The 15,583-nt window shown below is 46.5% G+C and carries 20 protein-coding genes; 1 reads left to right on the top strand and 19 read right to left on the bottom strand.

The window, feature by feature from the left end; genetic code table 11:
• Window positions 1–4: 4 nt before the first annotated feature.
• Window positions 5–805 (bottom strand): IclR family transcriptional regulator, encoded by an 801-nt coding sequence (locus tag Tfer_RS03780; protein ID WP_052216948.1) that lies wholly within the window; start codon window positions 803–805, stop codon window positions 5–7.
• Between the two features lie 189 nt (window positions 806–994).
• Here Tfer_RS03780 and Tfer_RS03785 point away from each other — a divergent pair, with 189 nt between their 5' ends.
• The gene (locus Tfer_RS03785) at window positions 995–1,255 is read left to right on the top strand and encodes a MoaD/ThiS family protein (protein ID WP_052216949.1); all 261 of its coding nucleotides are present in this window, start codon (window positions 995–997) and stop codon (window positions 1,253–1,255) included.
• A gap of 60 nt (window positions 1,256–1,315) precedes the next feature.
• On the opposite strand, the gene Tfer_RS03790 is transcribed toward Tfer_RS03785, so the two are convergent.
• The 18 genes from Tfer_RS03790 to Tfer_RS03870 all read right to left on the bottom strand — a co-directional run bounded on the left by Tfer_RS03790 (window position 1,316) and on the right by Tfer_RS03870 (window position 15,506).
• Complete coding sequence (locus Tfer_RS03790; protein WP_013121110.1) at window positions 1,316–2,155, bottom strand: MetQ/NlpA family ABC transporter substrate-binding protein; 840 nt, start codon at window positions 2,153–2,155, stop codon at window positions 1,316–1,318.
• Between the two features lie 10 nt (window positions 2,156–2,165).
• Complete coding sequence (locus Tfer_RS03795) at window positions 2,166–2,825, bottom strand: methionine ABC transporter permease (RefSeq protein ID WP_013121111.1); 660 nt, start codon at window positions 2,823–2,825, stop codon at window positions 2,166–2,168.
• On the bottom strand, window positions 2,815–3,843 hold the full coding sequence (locus Tfer_RS03800) for a methionine ABC transporter ATP-binding protein (protein ID WP_013121112.1): 1,029 nt from the start codon (window positions 3,841–3,843) through the stop codon (window positions 2,815–2,817). The genes Tfer_RS03795 and Tfer_RS03800 overlap by 11 nt, the downstream gene beginning before the upstream one ends.
• A 47-nt stretch (window positions 3,844–3,890) precedes the next feature.
• Entirely contained in the window at window positions 3,891–5,138 is a 1,248-nt protein-coding gene (locus Tfer_RS03805; RefSeq protein ID WP_052216950.1) for an O-acetylhomoserine aminocarboxypropyltransferase/cysteine synthase family protein, read from the bottom strand.
• A 30-nt stretch (window positions 5,139–5,168) separates the two neighbouring features.
• Entirely contained in the window at window positions 5,169–5,576 is a 408-nt protein-coding gene (locus Tfer_RS03810) for a M67 family metallopeptidase (RefSeq protein WP_052216951.1), read from the bottom strand.
• Between the two features lie 82 nt (window positions 5,577–5,658).
• Entirely contained in the window at window positions 5,659–6,531 is an 873-nt protein-coding gene (lgt, locus tag Tfer_RS03815; RefSeq protein WP_052216952.1) for a prolipoprotein diacylglyceryl transferase, read from the bottom strand.
• A gap of 15 nt (window positions 6,532–6,546) precedes the next feature.
• A complete protein-coding gene (locus Tfer_RS03820) occupies window positions 6,547–7,137 on the bottom strand; it encodes a hypothetical protein (protein ID WP_013121116.1) in 591 nt (196 codons plus the stop codon).
• Between the two features lie 9 nt (window positions 7,138–7,146).
• Window positions 7,147–7,776 (bottom strand): Fe-S-containing protein, encoded by a 630-nt coding sequence (locus Tfer_RS03825; protein ID WP_160315520.1) that lies wholly within the window; start codon window positions 7,774–7,776, stop codon window positions 7,147–7,149.
• 5 nt (window positions 7,777–7,781) lie between these two features.
• Window positions 7,782–7,925 carry a CcmD family protein gene (locus tag Tfer_RS15840; protein WP_013121118.1) on the bottom strand — a complete coding sequence of 48 codons (144 nt, stop codon included), beginning with the start codon at window positions 7,923–7,925 and terminating at the stop codon, window positions 7,782–7,784.
• Window positions 7,926–8,042: 117 nt separating this feature from the next.
• Window positions 8,043–8,723 (bottom strand): cytochrome c biogenesis protein, encoded by a 681-nt coding sequence (locus Tfer_RS03830; protein WP_013121119.1) that lies wholly within the window; start codon window positions 8,721–8,723, stop codon window positions 8,043–8,045.
• Window positions 8,724–8,726: 3 nt separating this feature from the next.
• The gene (locus tag Tfer_RS03835) at window positions 8,727–9,392 is read right to left on the bottom strand and encodes a heme exporter protein CcmB (protein WP_013121120.1); all 666 of its coding nucleotides are present in this window, start codon (window positions 9,390–9,392) and stop codon (window positions 8,727–8,729) included.
• Window positions 9,377–10,090: a heme ABC exporter ATP-binding protein CcmA gene (gene ccmA / locus Tfer_RS03840; RefSeq protein ID WP_052216954.1), complete on the bottom strand. Its 714-nt coding sequence runs from the start codon at window positions 10,088–10,090 to the stop codon at window positions 9,377–9,379. Before ccmA ends, Tfer_RS03835 begins: the two co-directional genes overlap by 16 nt.
• Before the next feature lie 15 nt (window positions 10,091–10,105).
• Window positions 10,106–11,098, bottom strand: a complete 993-nt coding sequence (locus tag Tfer_RS03845; RefSeq protein WP_052216955.1) for a hypothetical protein — start codon at window positions 11,096–11,098, stop codon at window positions 10,106–10,108.
• Entirely contained in the window at window positions 11,095–11,496 is a 402-nt protein-coding gene (locus tag Tfer_RS03850; protein WP_052216956.1) for a hypothetical protein, read from the bottom strand. Before Tfer_RS03850 ends, Tfer_RS03845 begins: the two co-directional genes overlap by 4 nt.
• Window positions 11,497–11,520: 24 nt before the next feature.
• Entirely contained in the window at window positions 11,521–12,033 is a 513-nt protein-coding gene (locus tag Tfer_RS03855) for a cytochrome c-type biogenesis protein (protein ID WP_052216957.1), read from the bottom strand.
• A 5-nt stretch (window positions 12,034–12,038) separates the two neighbouring features.
• A complete protein-coding gene (locus Tfer_RS03860; protein ID WP_013121125.1) occupies window positions 12,039–14,000 on the bottom strand; it encodes a heme lyase CcmF/NrfE family subunit in 1,962 nt (653 codons plus the stop codon).
• A 48-nt stretch (window positions 14,001–14,048) separates the two neighbouring features.
• On the bottom strand, window positions 14,049–14,477 hold the full coding sequence (locus Tfer_RS03865) for a cytochrome c maturation protein CcmE (protein ID WP_052216958.1): 429 nt from the start codon (window positions 14,475–14,477) through the stop codon (window positions 14,049–14,051).
• Window positions 14,478–14,498: 21 nt separating this feature from the next.
• Window positions 14,499–15,506, bottom strand: a complete 1,008-nt coding sequence (locus Tfer_RS03870; protein WP_052216959.1) for a hypothetical protein — start codon at window positions 15,504–15,506, stop codon at window positions 14,499–14,501.
• Between the last annotated feature and the right edge of the window lie 77 nt (window positions 15,507–15,583).

Consider the following 15,583-nt stretch of genomic DNA (forward strand, 5'->3'; position numbering starts at 1 on the left):
TTAATTATAAGCGGACCGGCGGCGGCCAATCTCCCACATACCCCATAGCGCGGGAAAAAGCTTCCGCAGTCTGGCTTAACAAACCGGCATACTTGGCCAGTTCCTCTTCCGGGGTATATGTTATCGTTGCCGATATGCTGATACTGGCTATGACCTTGTTGGTAAAATCAAAAACCGGAGCAGCCATACAGTAAATATCATCCTCATGCTCTCCGCGGTCCCAGGCTATACCATTAACACGTATTTCCCGTATCTCATTCATCATATGTTCCCTGTCTACAATCGTCCTGGCAGTAAAGGATTTCATTTTAATCTGCGCCAGTATCTGATCAATTTTTTCGTCAGGAAGATAAGCCAACAACGCCTTGCCTACACCGGTGCAATAAACATGGGCCCGTTTGCCGATTCTTGAGTACATGCGGATTGGTCTACTTGTGTCAATTTTATCCAGGTATACAATCTCTATACCGTCCAATACAGCCAGGTGAACCGTCTCGTTTGAAGTTTTATTTAACTGTTCCAAAAAAGGGCGCCCAATTTTTCTGACATCCATTCCTTCACTTAAGGCATGAGCCATCTCAAAGACTGCATATCCTAATTCGTATTTCCCATTTGAATTCAACCGGACAAAATTATGGTCACGCATTGTTGAAAGCAACCTTGAAGCCGAACTTTTATGTATTCCCAGTTTTTCGGCTGCCTCCTGTACCCGTAAGGGGCTGATAGCCAAAAGTTTTAAAAGGCATAAGGCTCTTGCTACAGTATCGATATACGTCACCCTTTCCAATTGTTGCTTTATTTGCAACAATATTGCTCTATTTGCAATTCTTAATTTCATGTTAACAGGAAGTTAACCTGGTGTCAATTACAAATCAATAAATGTAATAAATTATCGATTAAAAGAGAAACCCGGTTGGACTTCACTTGTCCGGATTAATCCACTATACTTATAAATGAAGTTGTGAAAAGTATTTAAATTAATTGAGGCAGGTGAATGACCATAGGCAAAGTAACCGTATATTTCTGCCCTCCGTTAAACAGTATTACAAAAAAAGAAAAGCTTGACATTCCAGTAGAAGAGAACATCAAGCTTACCGATTTGGAAGAACACCTGATTAAACAGTTTCCCGCTTTGGCAAATCTCTCCATCAAACATATTTACTATGTAATCGGGGATAAATCCGTATCAAACAGAGAATTCCTTATCAATGCCGGCGAAAAGGTTAAATTGCTTTTTCCCATGTACGGCGGATAAGCCGCCGAATAAAAAGGGGTTATCCCAATTAACTTTGGGATAACCCCTTTTTGGAAAATGTTAAAACACCGGTACTACAGCACCCTGGTATTTATCTTCAATAAATTTCTTGACTTCCGGTGAAGTCAGGACCTGGTCGAGGATTTTAATGGCTTCTTTGTTTTCGTCACCCTTGCGGATGGCGATGATATTGGCATATGTCTGGGCAGCCTCGGAGTTTTTATCTTCGGAAAGCAGGGCATCCTTGCCTGCTGTCAATCCTGCCTCGACAGCATAATTTCCGTTGATGACAGCCAGGTCAACATCAGGCAGGGACCTGGGAATCTGCGCAGCTTCCAGTTCCTTAATTTCAATCTTTTTGGGGTTTTCTATAATGTCATTCTTGGTAGCCTTCAGGCCAGCGCCCGGTTTAATCTTTAACAGTCCTGCCTTTTCCAGCAGCAGTAAAGCACGGGCCTCGTTAGTAACGTCATTGGGCACCGCAATTTGCGCGCCCTCTTTCACTTGGTCCAGGGATTTAACTTTGCCCGGATAGATTCCCATGGGCTCAAAGTGAACCTTGGTGGTATAAGTCAGGTCCAGGTTATTTTCCTTACTGAATTCCTCCAGGTAAGGAATGTGCTGGAAATAATTGGCATCCAGTTCCCCGCTGGCTAAGGCCTTGTTGGGCAGAACATAATCAGTAAATTCAACAATTTCCAGGTCTACGCCTTTCTCTTTAAGCAGCGGCTTGGCAAACTCGAGAATTTCTTTATGCGGTACCGGAGTAGCTCCTATCTTAAGCGTTAAAGCGCCCTTTTCGCCGGATTGCCCGGTTTCTTTAGCCCCACTGCAGCCAACGGCAATAACGGCCACTAACAAAACCGCTGCCAGCAACAATAAAATTTTTGCCCTTCTCATTTTTTCCCTCCTATTTCACTTTTTTGTTTAATTTACGGGAAGCATAGTTCCCCAAACTTTGAATCAATTGTACCATTACCAGCAGCAAGAAAACGGTATATATCATAATATCGGTTTTATAGCGGTAGTATCCGTACCGGACGGCAATATCACCCAAACCGCCGCCACCGATAAACCCGGCCATGGCCGAATACCCAATCAGGGTGATAAAAGTTATGGTCGCGCCTAAAACCAACGAAGGTATTACTTCGGGAATAAGTACCTTGTAAATAATCTGCCACGGAGAAGCCCCCATGGCCAAAGCCGCTTCCACTATCCCACGGTCCACTTCCTTCAGGGAAGTTTCCACCATGCGGCCGACAAAGGGAATGGCGCCTATTACCAGGGGAACTATGGCCGCCGTTGTCCCTATGGTGGTGCCGGTAATCGCCCTGGTGATGGGAATGACGGCAACCATCAGAATAATAAAAGGTACTGACCTGGCGGCATTAACAACAGCGCTTAAAACCTGATTGACAGGCCTGTTTTCCAGAATATGCCCCTCTTCGGTAGTAACCAGGGCAATACCCAGGGGCAGCCCTACCAGGTAGGACAGAATCAGGGATACCGTTGTCATGTACAATGTTTCCAGAGTTCCGTTATATATAAGCTGCCAAGTTTCAGCCGGCATGGTCCAGGACCTCCACATACAGTTTTTTGTCCTTCAGGTACTGAATGGCCTGTAATATATCGGCCTGTTCCCCCGCCAGATCCAGTGTTAAAATGCCAAGCGGCGCACCCTTAATATAATCAATGTTCCCCGCCATGATGTTTACCTGGATGCCACAATGGCGGACCAGTTCCGCCACTACCGGTTCAGCGGCCGGGGCTCCCGTAAAAACTACGCGGACAAGGCGGTGGTAGCGGCCCGCCGCCTTGATCTGCCTGTAAAATTCCTGTGGAATTTCTACGTTGTAAAGGCTCTGAATAAAGCCTTTGGTAGTTTCCTTCCGCGGATGGGCAAAAACATCCATAACAGGACCCGATTCAATTATCTGCCCATTTTCTATGACAGAAACAGTGTCACATATTTCCTTGATGACCTGCATCTCATGGGTAATTACGACAATGGTTAGATTTAACTCCCGGTTTATGTCTTTCAATAAAGACAGAATTGACTGGGTAGTAGATGGGTCGAGAGCTGAGGTGGCTTCGTCGCAGAGCAGGACCTTGGGCTCGTTGGCCAGTGCCCTGGCTATACCGACCCTCTGCTTCTGTCCGCCGCTAAGCTGGGCGGGATAGGCCGCTGCCCTTTCGGAAAGGCCAACCAGTTCCAGGAGGTCGGCCACCCTTTTATTAATCTGGGTTTTGGACATCCCGGCTATCTCCAGGGGAAAAGCCACGTTGTCCCGGACAGTCCGGGAATACAGCAGGTTAAAATGCTGGAATATCATGCCGATTTTTCTTCTGGCATCACGCAGCTCTCTGCCCTGCAGTACCGTTATCTCGCGTCCGTCAACGATAACGGACCCCTCTGTGGGTTTTTCTAGCAGGTTGATGCACCGGACCAGGGTACTCTTCCCGGCTCCGCTATAACCAATAATGCCTGCAATTTCACCCTTCTTTATATGCAAATTGATATTCCGCAGGGCAGCAATCTCACCCGCCGCTGTATGGAACACTTTGCTCAGGCCTTCGATTTTGATCATTGCACTCAATACCTCATCCAAAATTTTGTCCAAAATGTATACCCAGTCTATTGTACTACATTTAACGCCTGTTGGAAATCCCCAATTAAATCCTGAATATCTTCTATCCCCACACTGACCCTGATCATATCGTCAGTGACACCTGTAGCCTGCTTCTCTTCTTCGGAGCACTCCGCAAAAAGGGAGGCGTAAATCGTTGAGGCCGGGTGGACCACCAGTGTCCGTAAATCGCCAATATTCGAAAGGTTATAGGCATATTTCAGGTTGTTAATTACCTTAAAGGCATTTTCCTTCGACCCAACACCAAAGGTCAATATAATACCAAATTTCCCGCCAAATTGGCCTTCAGCTAACCGGCGATAGGGATTACCCACTAGGCCCGGATAGTTAACCCAGGCGACTTTCGGGTGTTCGGCAAGGAATTGGGCTAAAGCCAGGGCATTACTACACATTTTCTCCATCCGCAAGCCCAGTGTGTCAAGTCCTAAATTGTTTAAATAGGCGTTAAAGGGAGACATGCATACTCCAAAATCCCTGTGGATGCCTTGCCTAAGCTTAGCCAGATAAGCAAAAAATGAGTATTTCTTCTTGTATTCATGCAGCTTTGGAAACTTGGTTTCATCCCAGTTAAACCTGCCCTGGTCAACGATCACACCACCGATGGAGTTGCCGCTCCCGTTAATAAGTTTGGAGGTTGAATGCACGACAATATCGGCGCCGTGTTCAAAGGGTCTGAACAGGTATGGAGTGGTAACAGTATTATCCACTACCAGCGGAATATTATGCCTGTGGGCCAGTTCAGCCAGCTCGCTGATATTTGGAATATCCATTTTGGGATTGCCAATGGTTTCAACAAAAATGAGTCTGGTTTTACCGGTAATCTCTGCGGCAAAACTCTCAACGGAAACCGTTTTGGCAAACCGGGCTCTTATCCCGTAATCGGCGAGGTTCATAAAAAGTGAATATGTACCGGCAAATATTCCTGCCGAAGAAACCAGTTCGTCTCCCTGTTCCAGCAAGTTGAGGACAGCCATGCTGATAGCGGCCATCCCGGACGCGCATGCCACAGCGCCAATGCCCTTTTCCAGAAAAGCTATTCGCTTTTCGAAGGCTTCAATGGTGGGATTGTTTATCCGGGTATACACATAACCCGGCTCGGCGCCGGCAAATATTTTCTCCAGTTCCTCAGCGGTCTTGTGCCGGAAGGAGGTAGATTGAAAAATAGGAACAGTGGTTGCCCCTGTCCCCTCGTCAGGTTGATAATTTCCATGCAACAGCCTTGTATTAAATTCCATCAGTTATCTCTCCCCTGCTCCATCTACTGTTCAAATTACCTGCATCGGTATTTCCCGGTAATCCCCATTCTCAATGTGGAAGGCCTTCAGTACAGGAGGGTTGGTCATCAGTGACAGGATCATATAGACCGCTGCCGGGTCAAAGGCCAGCCTGATGTCTTCCCTTGAAGGCCTGGAAGGTGTGGCAGGGTGGCTGTGGTAGTTGCCCAACACCTTAAGGCCCCTTTCCCGCACAGATTTATAGACCTCCAGTTGTTCTTTCGGGTCCAGGGAAAAATGCTCGGGGCTGTGGTCGATATTGGTCATAGGGTATATTTCCACTATTTCAATTATCCCTTCAGCAGCCTTCCCCGCCAGGATACCACAACATTCATTGGGCAGCTCCTCATTTGCCTGCCTGATCATCTGTTCCACCAATGTTTCCGGAATCTTGATCATATTGGCCTCCTGCTTCTGTTAAGGAATGTATATCATTAATTTTAACCATAATATACATATTTGTCTATAGGAATTTATGGGTTTAAATCGCCTCAACCGGCCCGTATCCTAACCCGTAGTATATGGCCACTGATACAGCAATAGCTAAAAGTACTAAACTTAACTGCACCCAGAATAGGTCTAAAGCGGAAGTTTGCAGGGTAAGGCCCCGGTCTTTAACAGAAAGCTGCTTGTTCCCGCTTCTGCCCAGCCAGAAGTAAACGACTGCAGCGGCCATTATGAACACCAGGCTGGCCAGGTGGGCCACACTGATAACTCCTCCCACTGTGGGATTATACCTGAAGAATTCCACAATGCCCCTGGCCGCGGCATATAGCGCTATATAAATCAAAAATAACTGACCGTCAAACCTGGTTCTCTGCCTGAATCTCCACAGCAAAAAGAAAATAAAATAATCCAGTACAAACTCATACAATTGAGTAGGGTGCAGTACTTGGCCCTTTACGTTAACTCCCCAGAACCAGGGTTTGGACATGGGGACGCCAAATACATCGCATCCCACCCTGCCAATAGCTGTACCCAGCGCTATAGCAGGGGCTACTGTATCGGCTAAAACCCAAAAATTCAACTTATGCTTACGGATAAACCAGGCGCCGAATATGAAGCCGCCCAATAGGCCTCCGTGAATGGACAGACCGCCATGCTGGAGCATAATTATTTCAGCGGGATTCTGGATATAGTAATCCAGATTATAAACCAGGATATAAAAAATTCTCGCTCCCAAAATGCCAGAAATAACCAGACCCATGGCCAGGTTATACAGCATTTCCGTATCAATCCCTTTTCTTTTTGCTTCTCGGAGCGCAAAATAAAGGCCTACCAATACTCCCACGGCAATCATAAACCCGAAAGAGTAAATCTGGAAGGAGCCTATTTGAAACAGTACGGGTTTCATATCTCTACCCCCAACTTACTTGACCTTATCCATAACTTCCTTTACCAGGGCTTCCCGGTTACCTTCACCCTGGATAGCCACCCAGTAATTAATTTTGCCTTCCTGCCAGTAAAAGTGTTCCTGCCCCATGCCGTTAACCTTGATGACTTCCCGTCCGGCCAAAGTAACAGGCTCCCGACCGGTAAAGACCTGGCTGGCCGGTACTTTTTGGTCCATCTCCCTGAACAGTTGAGCCGCCTCTTCCACCGAAGAAGACACCGATAACCACAGGGTTATCCTGGTATTTGGTTTACCGTAAACCAGGATATAAGCGTTTACAACATTTATACTGGTGCGGTGCATTTTGCTTATAGCATCTATAGCAGTAGGACCTGACTGTTCCTGCATCTTTTTGGCGCCAAGCAGCTCATCGGGGATTCTTAGAACCCCCTGGCCCGAAAGGTCCCGGTCACCCTCACTCTGGTTGTACCCCGCCGGCCTGCCCTGGTCATATCCGGGCTGTCCACCCTGGTTTTCAACGGGGGCAAGGAACAGGGTCCAAACCAAAAAGCCGATGGCTGTCAGCATAACAGCAATTATTATGAGGTAAAGATTTTTCCTATGCATATTTTCCTCCTAACCCATAACATCTTCGGTAAAGAACCTGGGCTGCCAATCTTTAATCACGGACTCAGGCAGTACGATTTTATCACCCTCAACAGTATACTTCAATTCCTCGGGCGGGTATTTCACACAGCCGCCGGCCTCACCAAACAGGTCCGTATTCCTCCATCTTGTTCCACAGGCTACGCATACCAAACTGTCGTCTTGAAAATAAAATTCGGTGCCGTAACAGGGTTCGCAAATACTGGATGCCACAACAACTCTCCCGGCGGTCGTCAGGAAGGCCATGATAGGCATTTTCCCCTTAATTTGGCCGTAGAAGACATGTTCAGGATCACTATCCTTATATTCAAACCTGACTATCTTTTTATCTACGACCTCTGACAGGGGAATCATAATCTTTCCATCCTTTTGTTCTGCCTCAATCAAGGACATTTCTACTTTTTTACCTTTATAAGAGGGGGTCTCTTCCACAAAATAGTTACCCCCGTCATCACTTTTATAAGGCCCGCTGTTGGAATACCAAATGCCTCCCACAGCCAAAATAACTGCCATAACGGAGACAATGATGATTTTCTTCCTCTTTTTCCTGCTGGCCTCTATATATTCCTGCATAAACTTCTGTTTTTTATCTTCTCTCATGCCAATCATTCCCTTCCCATTTGGCGCTTGGCCAGGCTTTCCAGCTTACCCACTTCGCCTTCCAGACGGGTCAGTTTTCTTCCTGATGCAAATATGAACACTGATATAAGTAGCCAAATTATCGTATAAGCAACTGTCAAATACGCCATTTCCCCTCAGCTCCTTAAGTGTTTTTCTTATTTTGTACGTTCTGATTGCTAATTTCTTACCTCTGTTTCTTTCCTTCGATTTTTTCCTTTTTTCTACTTCTTATCTACTCCGGTTTCTTACCTGTAATTTCTTACTTCTTCCTTAAGCCGGTCAAACCTCTCTTCCAGCCTTTCAATCCGGTAAAGCCTCGGCATCAACCATCCGTACAGGGCTGTAAAGGCTGCCAGGCTAACCATCAGCGTAGTAAACATCTTCGGTGAAATTGCCATTCCGGAACTGTTTAAAATTTTAGGGTGAATAGTATTCCACCAGCTTATGGAGAACCAGACGATGGGAACATCGAGAAAACCGATTATTCCAAAAAGGGCGGAAAATCTTTCCCTTTTTTCTTTTTCATCAACGGTAACTCTGACCAATACGTACCCTGCATAGATAAACCATAATATAAGGGTTGTTGTCAGCCTTGGATCCCAGGTCCACCAGGCGCCCCAGGCTGATTTACCCCAGATAGGCCCTGTCAGGATAACAATTGTCGTGAAAAGCAGGCCGATTTTTGCTGAGGCGGCTGCCCACCAGTCCCATTTGGAATTACGCGTTTTCAGGTAGACAATGCTGGCGATGAACACTACGAAAAAGGCAAAGAAGGCTATCCAGGCCGATGCCACGTGGAAATAAAAAATCTTCTGTACCGGGCCCATTATCTTCTCATTAGGTACCCAGGCAAAAACAAGGTATATCGCAACTGCCATCAGCACAGTTGCCACTACACCAATTGCCTGTTCAATTTTGGCCAACATTTTTTACACCTCCACCAGGTAATCAAATAACAGCCACGGAACCACTAGGTATATCAGGTCAAAGGCGCCTACCAACTTTAACCATCCCAGCCACTCAGCGGCGGGCTGGCCATTTAACAAGGCCACTGATATTTCCACCGCTCCAATTACCAGTGGTACCAGTAAAGGAAACAGCAACACCGGTAGTAGCAATTCACTGTTCTTGGTATACGAAGTTAAAGCCGCTATAAAGACCCCTATCGAAGCAAAACCTGTAGTGACAAAAATAGCGACGATTGCAAACAGAAGTAGACTGCCTTCGGGTTTATATGAAAAAAGAAGCATTATTAATGGGAAGGTAACGGCTTCAACTGTTAAAAGCAGGACCACAGTTGTCATGGCCTTGCTCAGGAATATCATTCCCGGGCCGACCGCGAGGGTGAGTCCCGCCAGGCAACCGTTTTCTTTTTCAGGGGTAAAAGCCTTGTTCAGGCCTATGGTGCCGGCAAACACAAAGATAACCCAGATTATTCCCGGCACCCACATTTTAACCTCTTTGGCCGGTGGAAGGGCAAAATTAAGGATAAGGGTTGCCAACAGGACGAAAAGCAGTACCCCTCCCACCTGCTCCTTCCGCCGCAATTCACTCCGCAGGTCTTTCCAAATTAAAAGCCTTAACTGTCTGAACATAGAGATTTTTCACTTCCTTGGAGGGCCTCCTGATAAAGTTTCAAGACTTCCTCCGGGCTGTTCGGGCACTCTCCCAAGTAGGCTGGATGCCCCTTTTTCAGTATCAAAAGCCTGTCTACCAGGCCAAAAATATCGTCACAGGAATGGGTTACCAGAACCATAGCTTTACCATCGGCCTTCCACTGTCTTATAAATTCGCAGAGCAGCTTTAATCCGGCCTGGTCCAACCCTGTCTGGGGCTCATCGAGCAAAATTATTTCAGGGTCCTGCAGTAGAAGGCGGGCCATGGCCAGCCTCTGCTGCATGCCCCTTGAATACCTGCCCACTTCTTCGTCCCCATCCCATTCGAGACCCACTTTTTGCAAAACGTCTTCTATTTGGGCAGGGGTTATTTCCCGGCCTGTTATAGAACCATAAAAATACAGGTTTTCCTTGCCGGTAAGTGAACTGTACAGGTAAGTCTGGTGTGAAAGCATACCCATGGCGGGGCGCCCTTCATTTTTAACATTGCTCCCCTGCCATGTGACTTTCCCTTCCGAGGCTTTCATAAGCCCGGACAGTAGCTTAAGAAGGGTAGACTTGCCGGCCCCGTTAGGTCCCATTACAGCCATGATTTCACCCCGGGGAACCTGGAAACTGACAGGTCCCACCAAGTTGCGATGCGCTACATATTTTGCAAGTTCATGGGCTTCCAGCATGCTACCCCTCCTCGGTTATTGTGCATCCAGTTCTTCCTCAACAGCTTTTAACTTAATTTTTACTTCCCTTAAAAGCTCCCAGTAGGCCTTCTTTTTCTTCAGAAGCTCTCCATCGTCAGGATTATTCTCCAACTGTTCCTCTATCTTCACCAGGTTATTCAGCAGTTTTTTATGCCTTGCCTGTAATGAAAGGAACAGCTTGTGCAGTTTTTCTTCGTCTTCCTTCTCCCTGGCCTCTTTTACTCTTTTTCGGATATACAGGCTGGTAGCCACCAGGAAGGCCACAATCAAGACACCCAGGAACACCAGCCATAAATGGGGATTCGTATTGCGGAGCGGTGAATTGTACCAGCGGTTCAGATGCTCCGGGCTGTGAAAATCTATTTTTCCTGTAGGCGAAGTTTTGCTGACAATACCTCTACCTGTTGAGGCCTTTCCGCCCATGATAATCTCAAACTCAAGTCCTATGCCGCTGGGCACATTTTGTCCGCCAAATACCCTGAACTCCTTGGACTCCATATTCTGAACACCCAAGTCCTGCAGTTGCTTAGTTGATATACTGAGTTCATCGGTGGGAGCAAGGGCATAAAGAACCTCGTTGGCATAAACAAGCTGGGTGCTCAATACGGCTTTGCCACCGGTTACAGGAAGCTTATAAGTTAACCGTACTTCATTATTCCCCTTGGTCCACTTAAAAGGGGTTACTACTTTATCTCCGTTACGTTCCAGATTGTCAGCTTTAACAGGCTGCGGGGAACTCCCTTTATAAAGCAGGACCTCAACAGCATTATCGGGTACTCTCAGTTCAATATTGCCCTCAGGTGTGTCACCGGTAACATTCCATTGAAGCACCTCATCAACGGAAATATTACCATCCTGCCCTGTCTTAAACAGAAAGTGGTGCAGCTTAACTGCGGGAAGAGGGGCCTGCTGCGCCGCCAGGGCCAGGTTGGGGATAAGCAGCAGTACCATGGTAACAGCAAGAATTATTATATGCTTCTTCTTCAACTGTTTCCCCTCCCGGTTTTTAGACGTTTCAATTCCTCTTCAATCTCTTTATCGATGGCTTTTGTTGCTTTTTCACCACCGGCCCTGTTGTTCTCATCCCCATCCAGGGAAACTATATCTTCTTCTTCCTCTTCAAGGTACTCAACAGCCATCAGTTGGTATTTCTTTTTCAGGGCATGGTAATCATCTTCTGACAATTTCCCTGTGGAGTAGTCAAATTCTATTTCATTCAGTGTTGTCAACACTGCTTCCTTATCCATCTCTCCCAGACCGGCCAGTTCATCTTCCCACCACCGGGCCTGTGTAGCTTTAAAGTTGCGGCTGACCAAAGGCCATCCTACCCAGTAAATGATCAGACCCAGGGCGGCTATTTCCACTATCAAAAACAGGCTGTCCATTTATTTTCCTCCTTCCACGGAAAATTACCACCTTTTCCGCAGTTCCTCCTGTAATTTATCTTGGTATAGTTCCAGCTTTTCTTCCTGTAATTCTGAACTTTCCATTTCACTGTCATCTTCCTCAAGCCTGTTTGTAAAAACCCACTTGTCAACTACAGTATAGATCAGGATTCCACCGGCCAGGACAAAGATAAAAGGAGTAACCCAGGCCGTGATATTGAAACCCTTTGCGGGGGGAGCAGCCAAAACCTGCTCCCCGTAGATACTTACAAAATAGGCCAGAATTTCTTCTTTACTCCTGCCTTCGGCCATTTTCTGCTTGATAATTCCCCGCATATATTCAGCGGTGGAGTTTTCACAAGCGCTTACCAGCATACCGCAGGAGTCCTGGCAGACCAGCATGTCCTCCAGTTCCTTTTGCATTTTGGCTGCCTGCAACCCCGTTGGACCCCTGTTTTCAGCGGCAGTGGCAACCATGGTATTAGCGGTCAGGAGGAGTCCGATTATGCCAAGTAAAATCATCAACCTTTTTGCCACGGCTCTCAGCTCCTTTGAATATATTTACCGCCAACGGCACTGCCACGGCCGGGCCATAAGGCAAATATGGTGCCGAACACGGTAACCCAGCCGCCGATCCACATCCATTTAACCAGCGGGTTGATCAGGATTTTAAAGGTACTGGTACCCTGCTGATCCCAATCCGCCAAAATGAGGTAAAGGTCCTCATCATAACCGCTGTGAATGGCTACCTCCGTGGACGGGTTCGGGTGGGTCGGGTAGAATATCCTGGACGGCTCCATAATGCCAAGGTATTTATCACCCTTCCAAACTTCCAACTGGGCATAAACTTCGTCATTTTTACCCACCTTTCGTTCAGCCAGGCGGTCATATTTAATGTTATATTCCTGAACTTTTACCGATTCACCAAGTTTCAGTGACTTTGGCACCTGAACATCATAAGTGTGGGAACCAATGATACCAATCAGGATCAGAATCAGGCCAATGTGAATGATATACCCACCATACCTGCGGCGGTTTCTTATCAATAGTTTGCCCGCAGCCACCGGCATGGCTTCGCCCGTCAGCTTGCGTCTTGCAATTATGCCTTTTACAGTGTCATATATTGTGGCAGCAAGCGCAAAAAATGCTATGCTAAAGGCCAATACAGCCATTGGTTTCATGCCCATTATTATTGAAATCAGGGCAAAGACTGCCGTAGCTCCTACCGGAACCAGAAAATTCTTCATCAGATTGGCCATACTGGCTTTTCTCCAGGCGATTAACGGGCAGATACCCATCAGGAGGAAAAGAGCCAATCCTAAAGGCGCGTTAACCGCATTGAAGAATGGTATGGAAACGGTTATTTTCTTACCCGTTACAGCCTCTGATAAAATCGGAAACACAGTCCCCCAGAAGGTAGCAAAAGTGATACCCAGCAGAACCAGGTTGTTGAAAAGGAAACTGCTTTCCTTGGATATATATGATTCAAACTGTTTTTCTTCTTTCAACATGTGCAGCCGGTCAACCATCAGCCACAGGGAAGCTACTAGCGCACTTACCGTAAAGGCCAGGAAGAACTTGCCCAGGTCAGAGTTTCCAAAGGCATGGACGCTGGTCAAGATACCGCTGCGAACCAGGAATGTCCCGAACAGAGTCAGAACATAAGTGATAATAATCAGGAGAATGTTCCAGATCTTTAGCATGTTCTTACGTTCCTGGATCATAACTGAATGCAGGAAGGCGCTGCCCGTTAACCAAGGCATAAAGGATGCGTTTTCAACAGGGTCCCATGCCCAGTAACCGCCCCAGCCCAGTTCCACATAAGCCCATTGACCGCCTGATAAGTTACCTATGGTCAGGAACAGCCAGGCAATAACAGTCCATCTCCTGGTTACCTTAATCCATGCATCGTCAGTGGTTTTCAGGATTAATCCGGCCATAGAAAAAGCGAAGGGAATCAAGAATCCTACATAACCAAGATAAGTCGTTACAGGATGTATTACCATCCCCGGATTCTGCAGCATGGGATTAAGCCCCTGCCCCTCCGCCGGAGCAAAGGCCAGCTTTTCAAAGGGGTTGGTAACAAAGGCCATCATGAATAAAAAGAACGCTGCGTTAATCATCATAATTATGGCAACCCATGGGGTCATTTCTTTCAACTTATCGGCCCTTACAACAATAGCGGCATAAATGGCCAGCACCCATACCCAGAGGAGTAAAGAACCCTCATTACCGGCCCACCAAGCCGAAAGTTTATAGAAAAGGGGCAGGTCAGTACTGGTATAGGAATATACATATTTAATCGAGAAATCACTGACCGCCAATGAATATAACAGGGCTAAAGAAGCTATCGTTGTCAGCAGAGCAATCCCGTATACTGCGCCTTTTGCGCTGGTTTTCAAACGCTCATTGTCCGTCTTGATGGCCACCGCATTGGCAATTATGACATATAAAGATAACCCAAAGGCCAACATAAGGGACAAGTAACCTAAATCCGCTATCATGGTCCCTCCCCTTCCTAATTCGTATTTGGTAATAAATGCCGAACAGATCTATTTTTTGATTTTCTCGCCAGGGGCCGCACCAGGGGCAACTTTCTCTTCTTCGTATTTGGAAGGACATTTGACTAACAGCTTATCTGCCTGCAATACCCCTTTTTCATCAAACCTGCCCTCGACGATTACAGGGTATCCTGACTCAAAGTTATCGGGCATAACATCTCGGTATACAACAGGAAGTCTATTCTTTCCATCAGTAAGTTCAAATTTTAAAATAGGCACGGTGGAATCGTATTTTATCGTATCATTATCTACTTTAGATTCAATCTGTATAAAACCGGGATTTTCCCCGCGGGAATTTGCCGCCAGGGCTTGTGCTACAGTCATGTTTTCACCCGTTGCGTTCTGCATCCCGGCAGATATCAGGAGTCCAACAGCAATTACAGCTATACCGACAACCACTAAGGCTTTCTTGTTTTTCATACACCCATCTCCCCGTTATAACTACTCTTCATATTCTTCTTCGAGGTCAGCCAGCAACCGGAGGTAAGTTTCCTCGGAAATGGCGCCGTCAAGAAGCTGCTGCCTTAGTTTTTTCTTCTCTTCAACAAGCAACGGATTTTTCGCTCCTTTGGTCCGGTTGGCTTTAACTGCCTTTTTGGCCAACCGGTCAATCCTGTCGGCACGCTGCTTATCTTTGTTCTGCATTACGGCATAGGAAATGAAGCCACCCAGTATCAGTACCATAAACCCTGCCGGCACCCATATCTTGGCATCTTTAAAGCTTGAGGTAAACTGTACTCCCGACGCCTGTTGTTCCCCGCCGTTGTTGTTATTATTAACCTGCTTTTCAACTGACGGTTTGGGGTCTGCTTTTTTATATGATACATTAAGAGTAATCTTGTTGTTAGGAGTTTGGTTGCTGTAAACATAATTGTGGTTCACAAATCCGCCACTGTCGGTATTTGTACTGCTCGGCGCCGGGTCTATCTTAAAGTTTTCGGCTTTCAGCGGCTGCTGTACCGATACGGTCAGGCTATCAATTTTGTAACTGGGCTGGTAAGAGAAAGTGAATTTTTTGTCAACAGAACCTTCTATCGGGTTGTAATAGTACTCCAGGAATACCGGGTATTCTTCCCCAGGGGCAATTGACCTGGTAGTTTTCCAAGTCAGTTCAATCCAGTCACCCTTATCTTTTTGCTCATAAGGCTGGCAGCTATGGCCCCCATTGACAATTTCGCAGGCCATACCTATTTCCAGGTCTTTTCCTTTAGGGATGTTCCATTTAACTTCCCCTTTAAAGGGTGAATCGGAGGCATTGACCATAGTACCTTCCAAAATTACCAGCACCCTTGGGTCATCATATTCAGGCCAAACACTTACCTTTAAGTTCTTGAATTCCATTTGTTCGTCCCCTGCCCATGCGGCGGCAGGTATGAAACTCAATACCGTTACTAATACCAGGACGCTTGTTACTACCGGCCTAATTAATGTTTTAAAGATCCTTTGCATTTTTCTCCCCCCAAAATTTTGATTAAAAGGATGTTAGTTTGGCCAATACTTACAGCCGATCCCTCTACTACTAATCG

The sequence above is a fragment of the Thermincola ferriacetica genome, from assembly GCF_001263415.1.
In the GTDB taxonomy this organism is placed as follows: Bacteria; Bacillota; Thermincolia; order Thermincolales; family Thermincolaceae; genus Thermincola; species Thermincola ferriacetica.

Coding starts and splice junctions, on each gene's coding strand:
- Tfer_RS03785 (WP_052216949.1), top strand. CDS start 995: ATGACCATAGGCAAAGTAACCGTATATTTCTGCCCTCCGTTAAACAGT.
- Tfer_RS03790 (WP_013121110.1), bottom strand. CDS start 2,155: ATGAGAAGGGCAAAAATTTTATTGTTGCTGGCAGCGGTTTTGTTAGTG.
- Tfer_RS03795 (WP_013121111.1), bottom strand. CDS start 2,825: ATGCCGGCTGAAACTTGGCAGCTTATATATAACGGAACTCTGGAAACA.
- Tfer_RS03800 (WP_013121112.1), bottom strand. CDS start 3,843: ATGATCAAAATCGAAGGCCTGAGCAAAGTGTTCCATACAGCGGCGGGT.
- Tfer_RS03805 (WP_052216950.1), bottom strand. CDS start 5,138: ATGGAATTTAATACAAGGCTGTTGCATGGAAATTATCAACCTGACGAG.
- Tfer_RS03810 (WP_052216951.1), bottom strand. CDS start 5,576: ATGATCAAGATTCCGGAAACATTGGTGGAACAGATGATCAGGCAGGCA.
- lgt (WP_052216952.1), bottom strand. CDS start 6,531: ATGAAACCCGTACTGTTTCAAATAGGCTCCTTCCAGATTTACTCTTTC.
- Tfer_RS03820 (WP_013121116.1), bottom strand. CDS start 7,137: ATGCATAGGAAAAATCTTTACCTCATAATAATTGCTGTTATGCTGACA.
- Tfer_RS03825 (WP_160315520.1), bottom strand. CDS start 7,776: ATGAGAGAAGATAAAAAACAGAAGTTTATGCAGGAATATATAGAGGCC.
- Tfer_RS15840 (WP_013121118.1), bottom strand. CDS start 7,925: ATGGCGTATTTGACAGTTGCTTATACGATAATTTGGCTACTTATATCA.
- Tfer_RS03830 (WP_013121119.1), bottom strand. CDS start 8,723: ATGTTGGCCAAAATTGAACAGGCAATTGGTGTAGTGGCAACTGTGCTG.
- Tfer_RS03835 (WP_013121120.1), bottom strand. CDS start 9,392: ATGTTCAGACAGTTAAGGCTTTTAATTTGGAAAGACCTGCGGAGTGAA.
- ccmA (WP_052216954.1), bottom strand. CDS start 10,090: ATGCTGGAAGCCCATGAACTTGCAAAATATGTAGCGCATCGCAACTTG.
- Tfer_RS03850 (WP_052216956.1), bottom strand. CDS start 11,496: ATGGACAGCCTGTTTTTGATAGTGGAAATAGCCGCCCTGGGTCTGATC.
- Tfer_RS03860 (WP_013121125.1), bottom strand. CDS start 14,000: ATGATAGCGGATTTAGGTTACTTGTCCCTTATGTTGGCCTTTGGGTTA.
- Tfer_RS03865 (WP_052216958.1), bottom strand. CDS start 14,477: ATGAAAAACAAGAAAGCCTTAGTGGTTGTCGGTATAGCTGTAATTGCT.
- Tfer_RS03870 (WP_052216959.1), bottom strand. CDS start 15,506: ATGCAAAGGATCTTTAAAACATTAATTAGGCCGGTAGTAACAAGCGTC.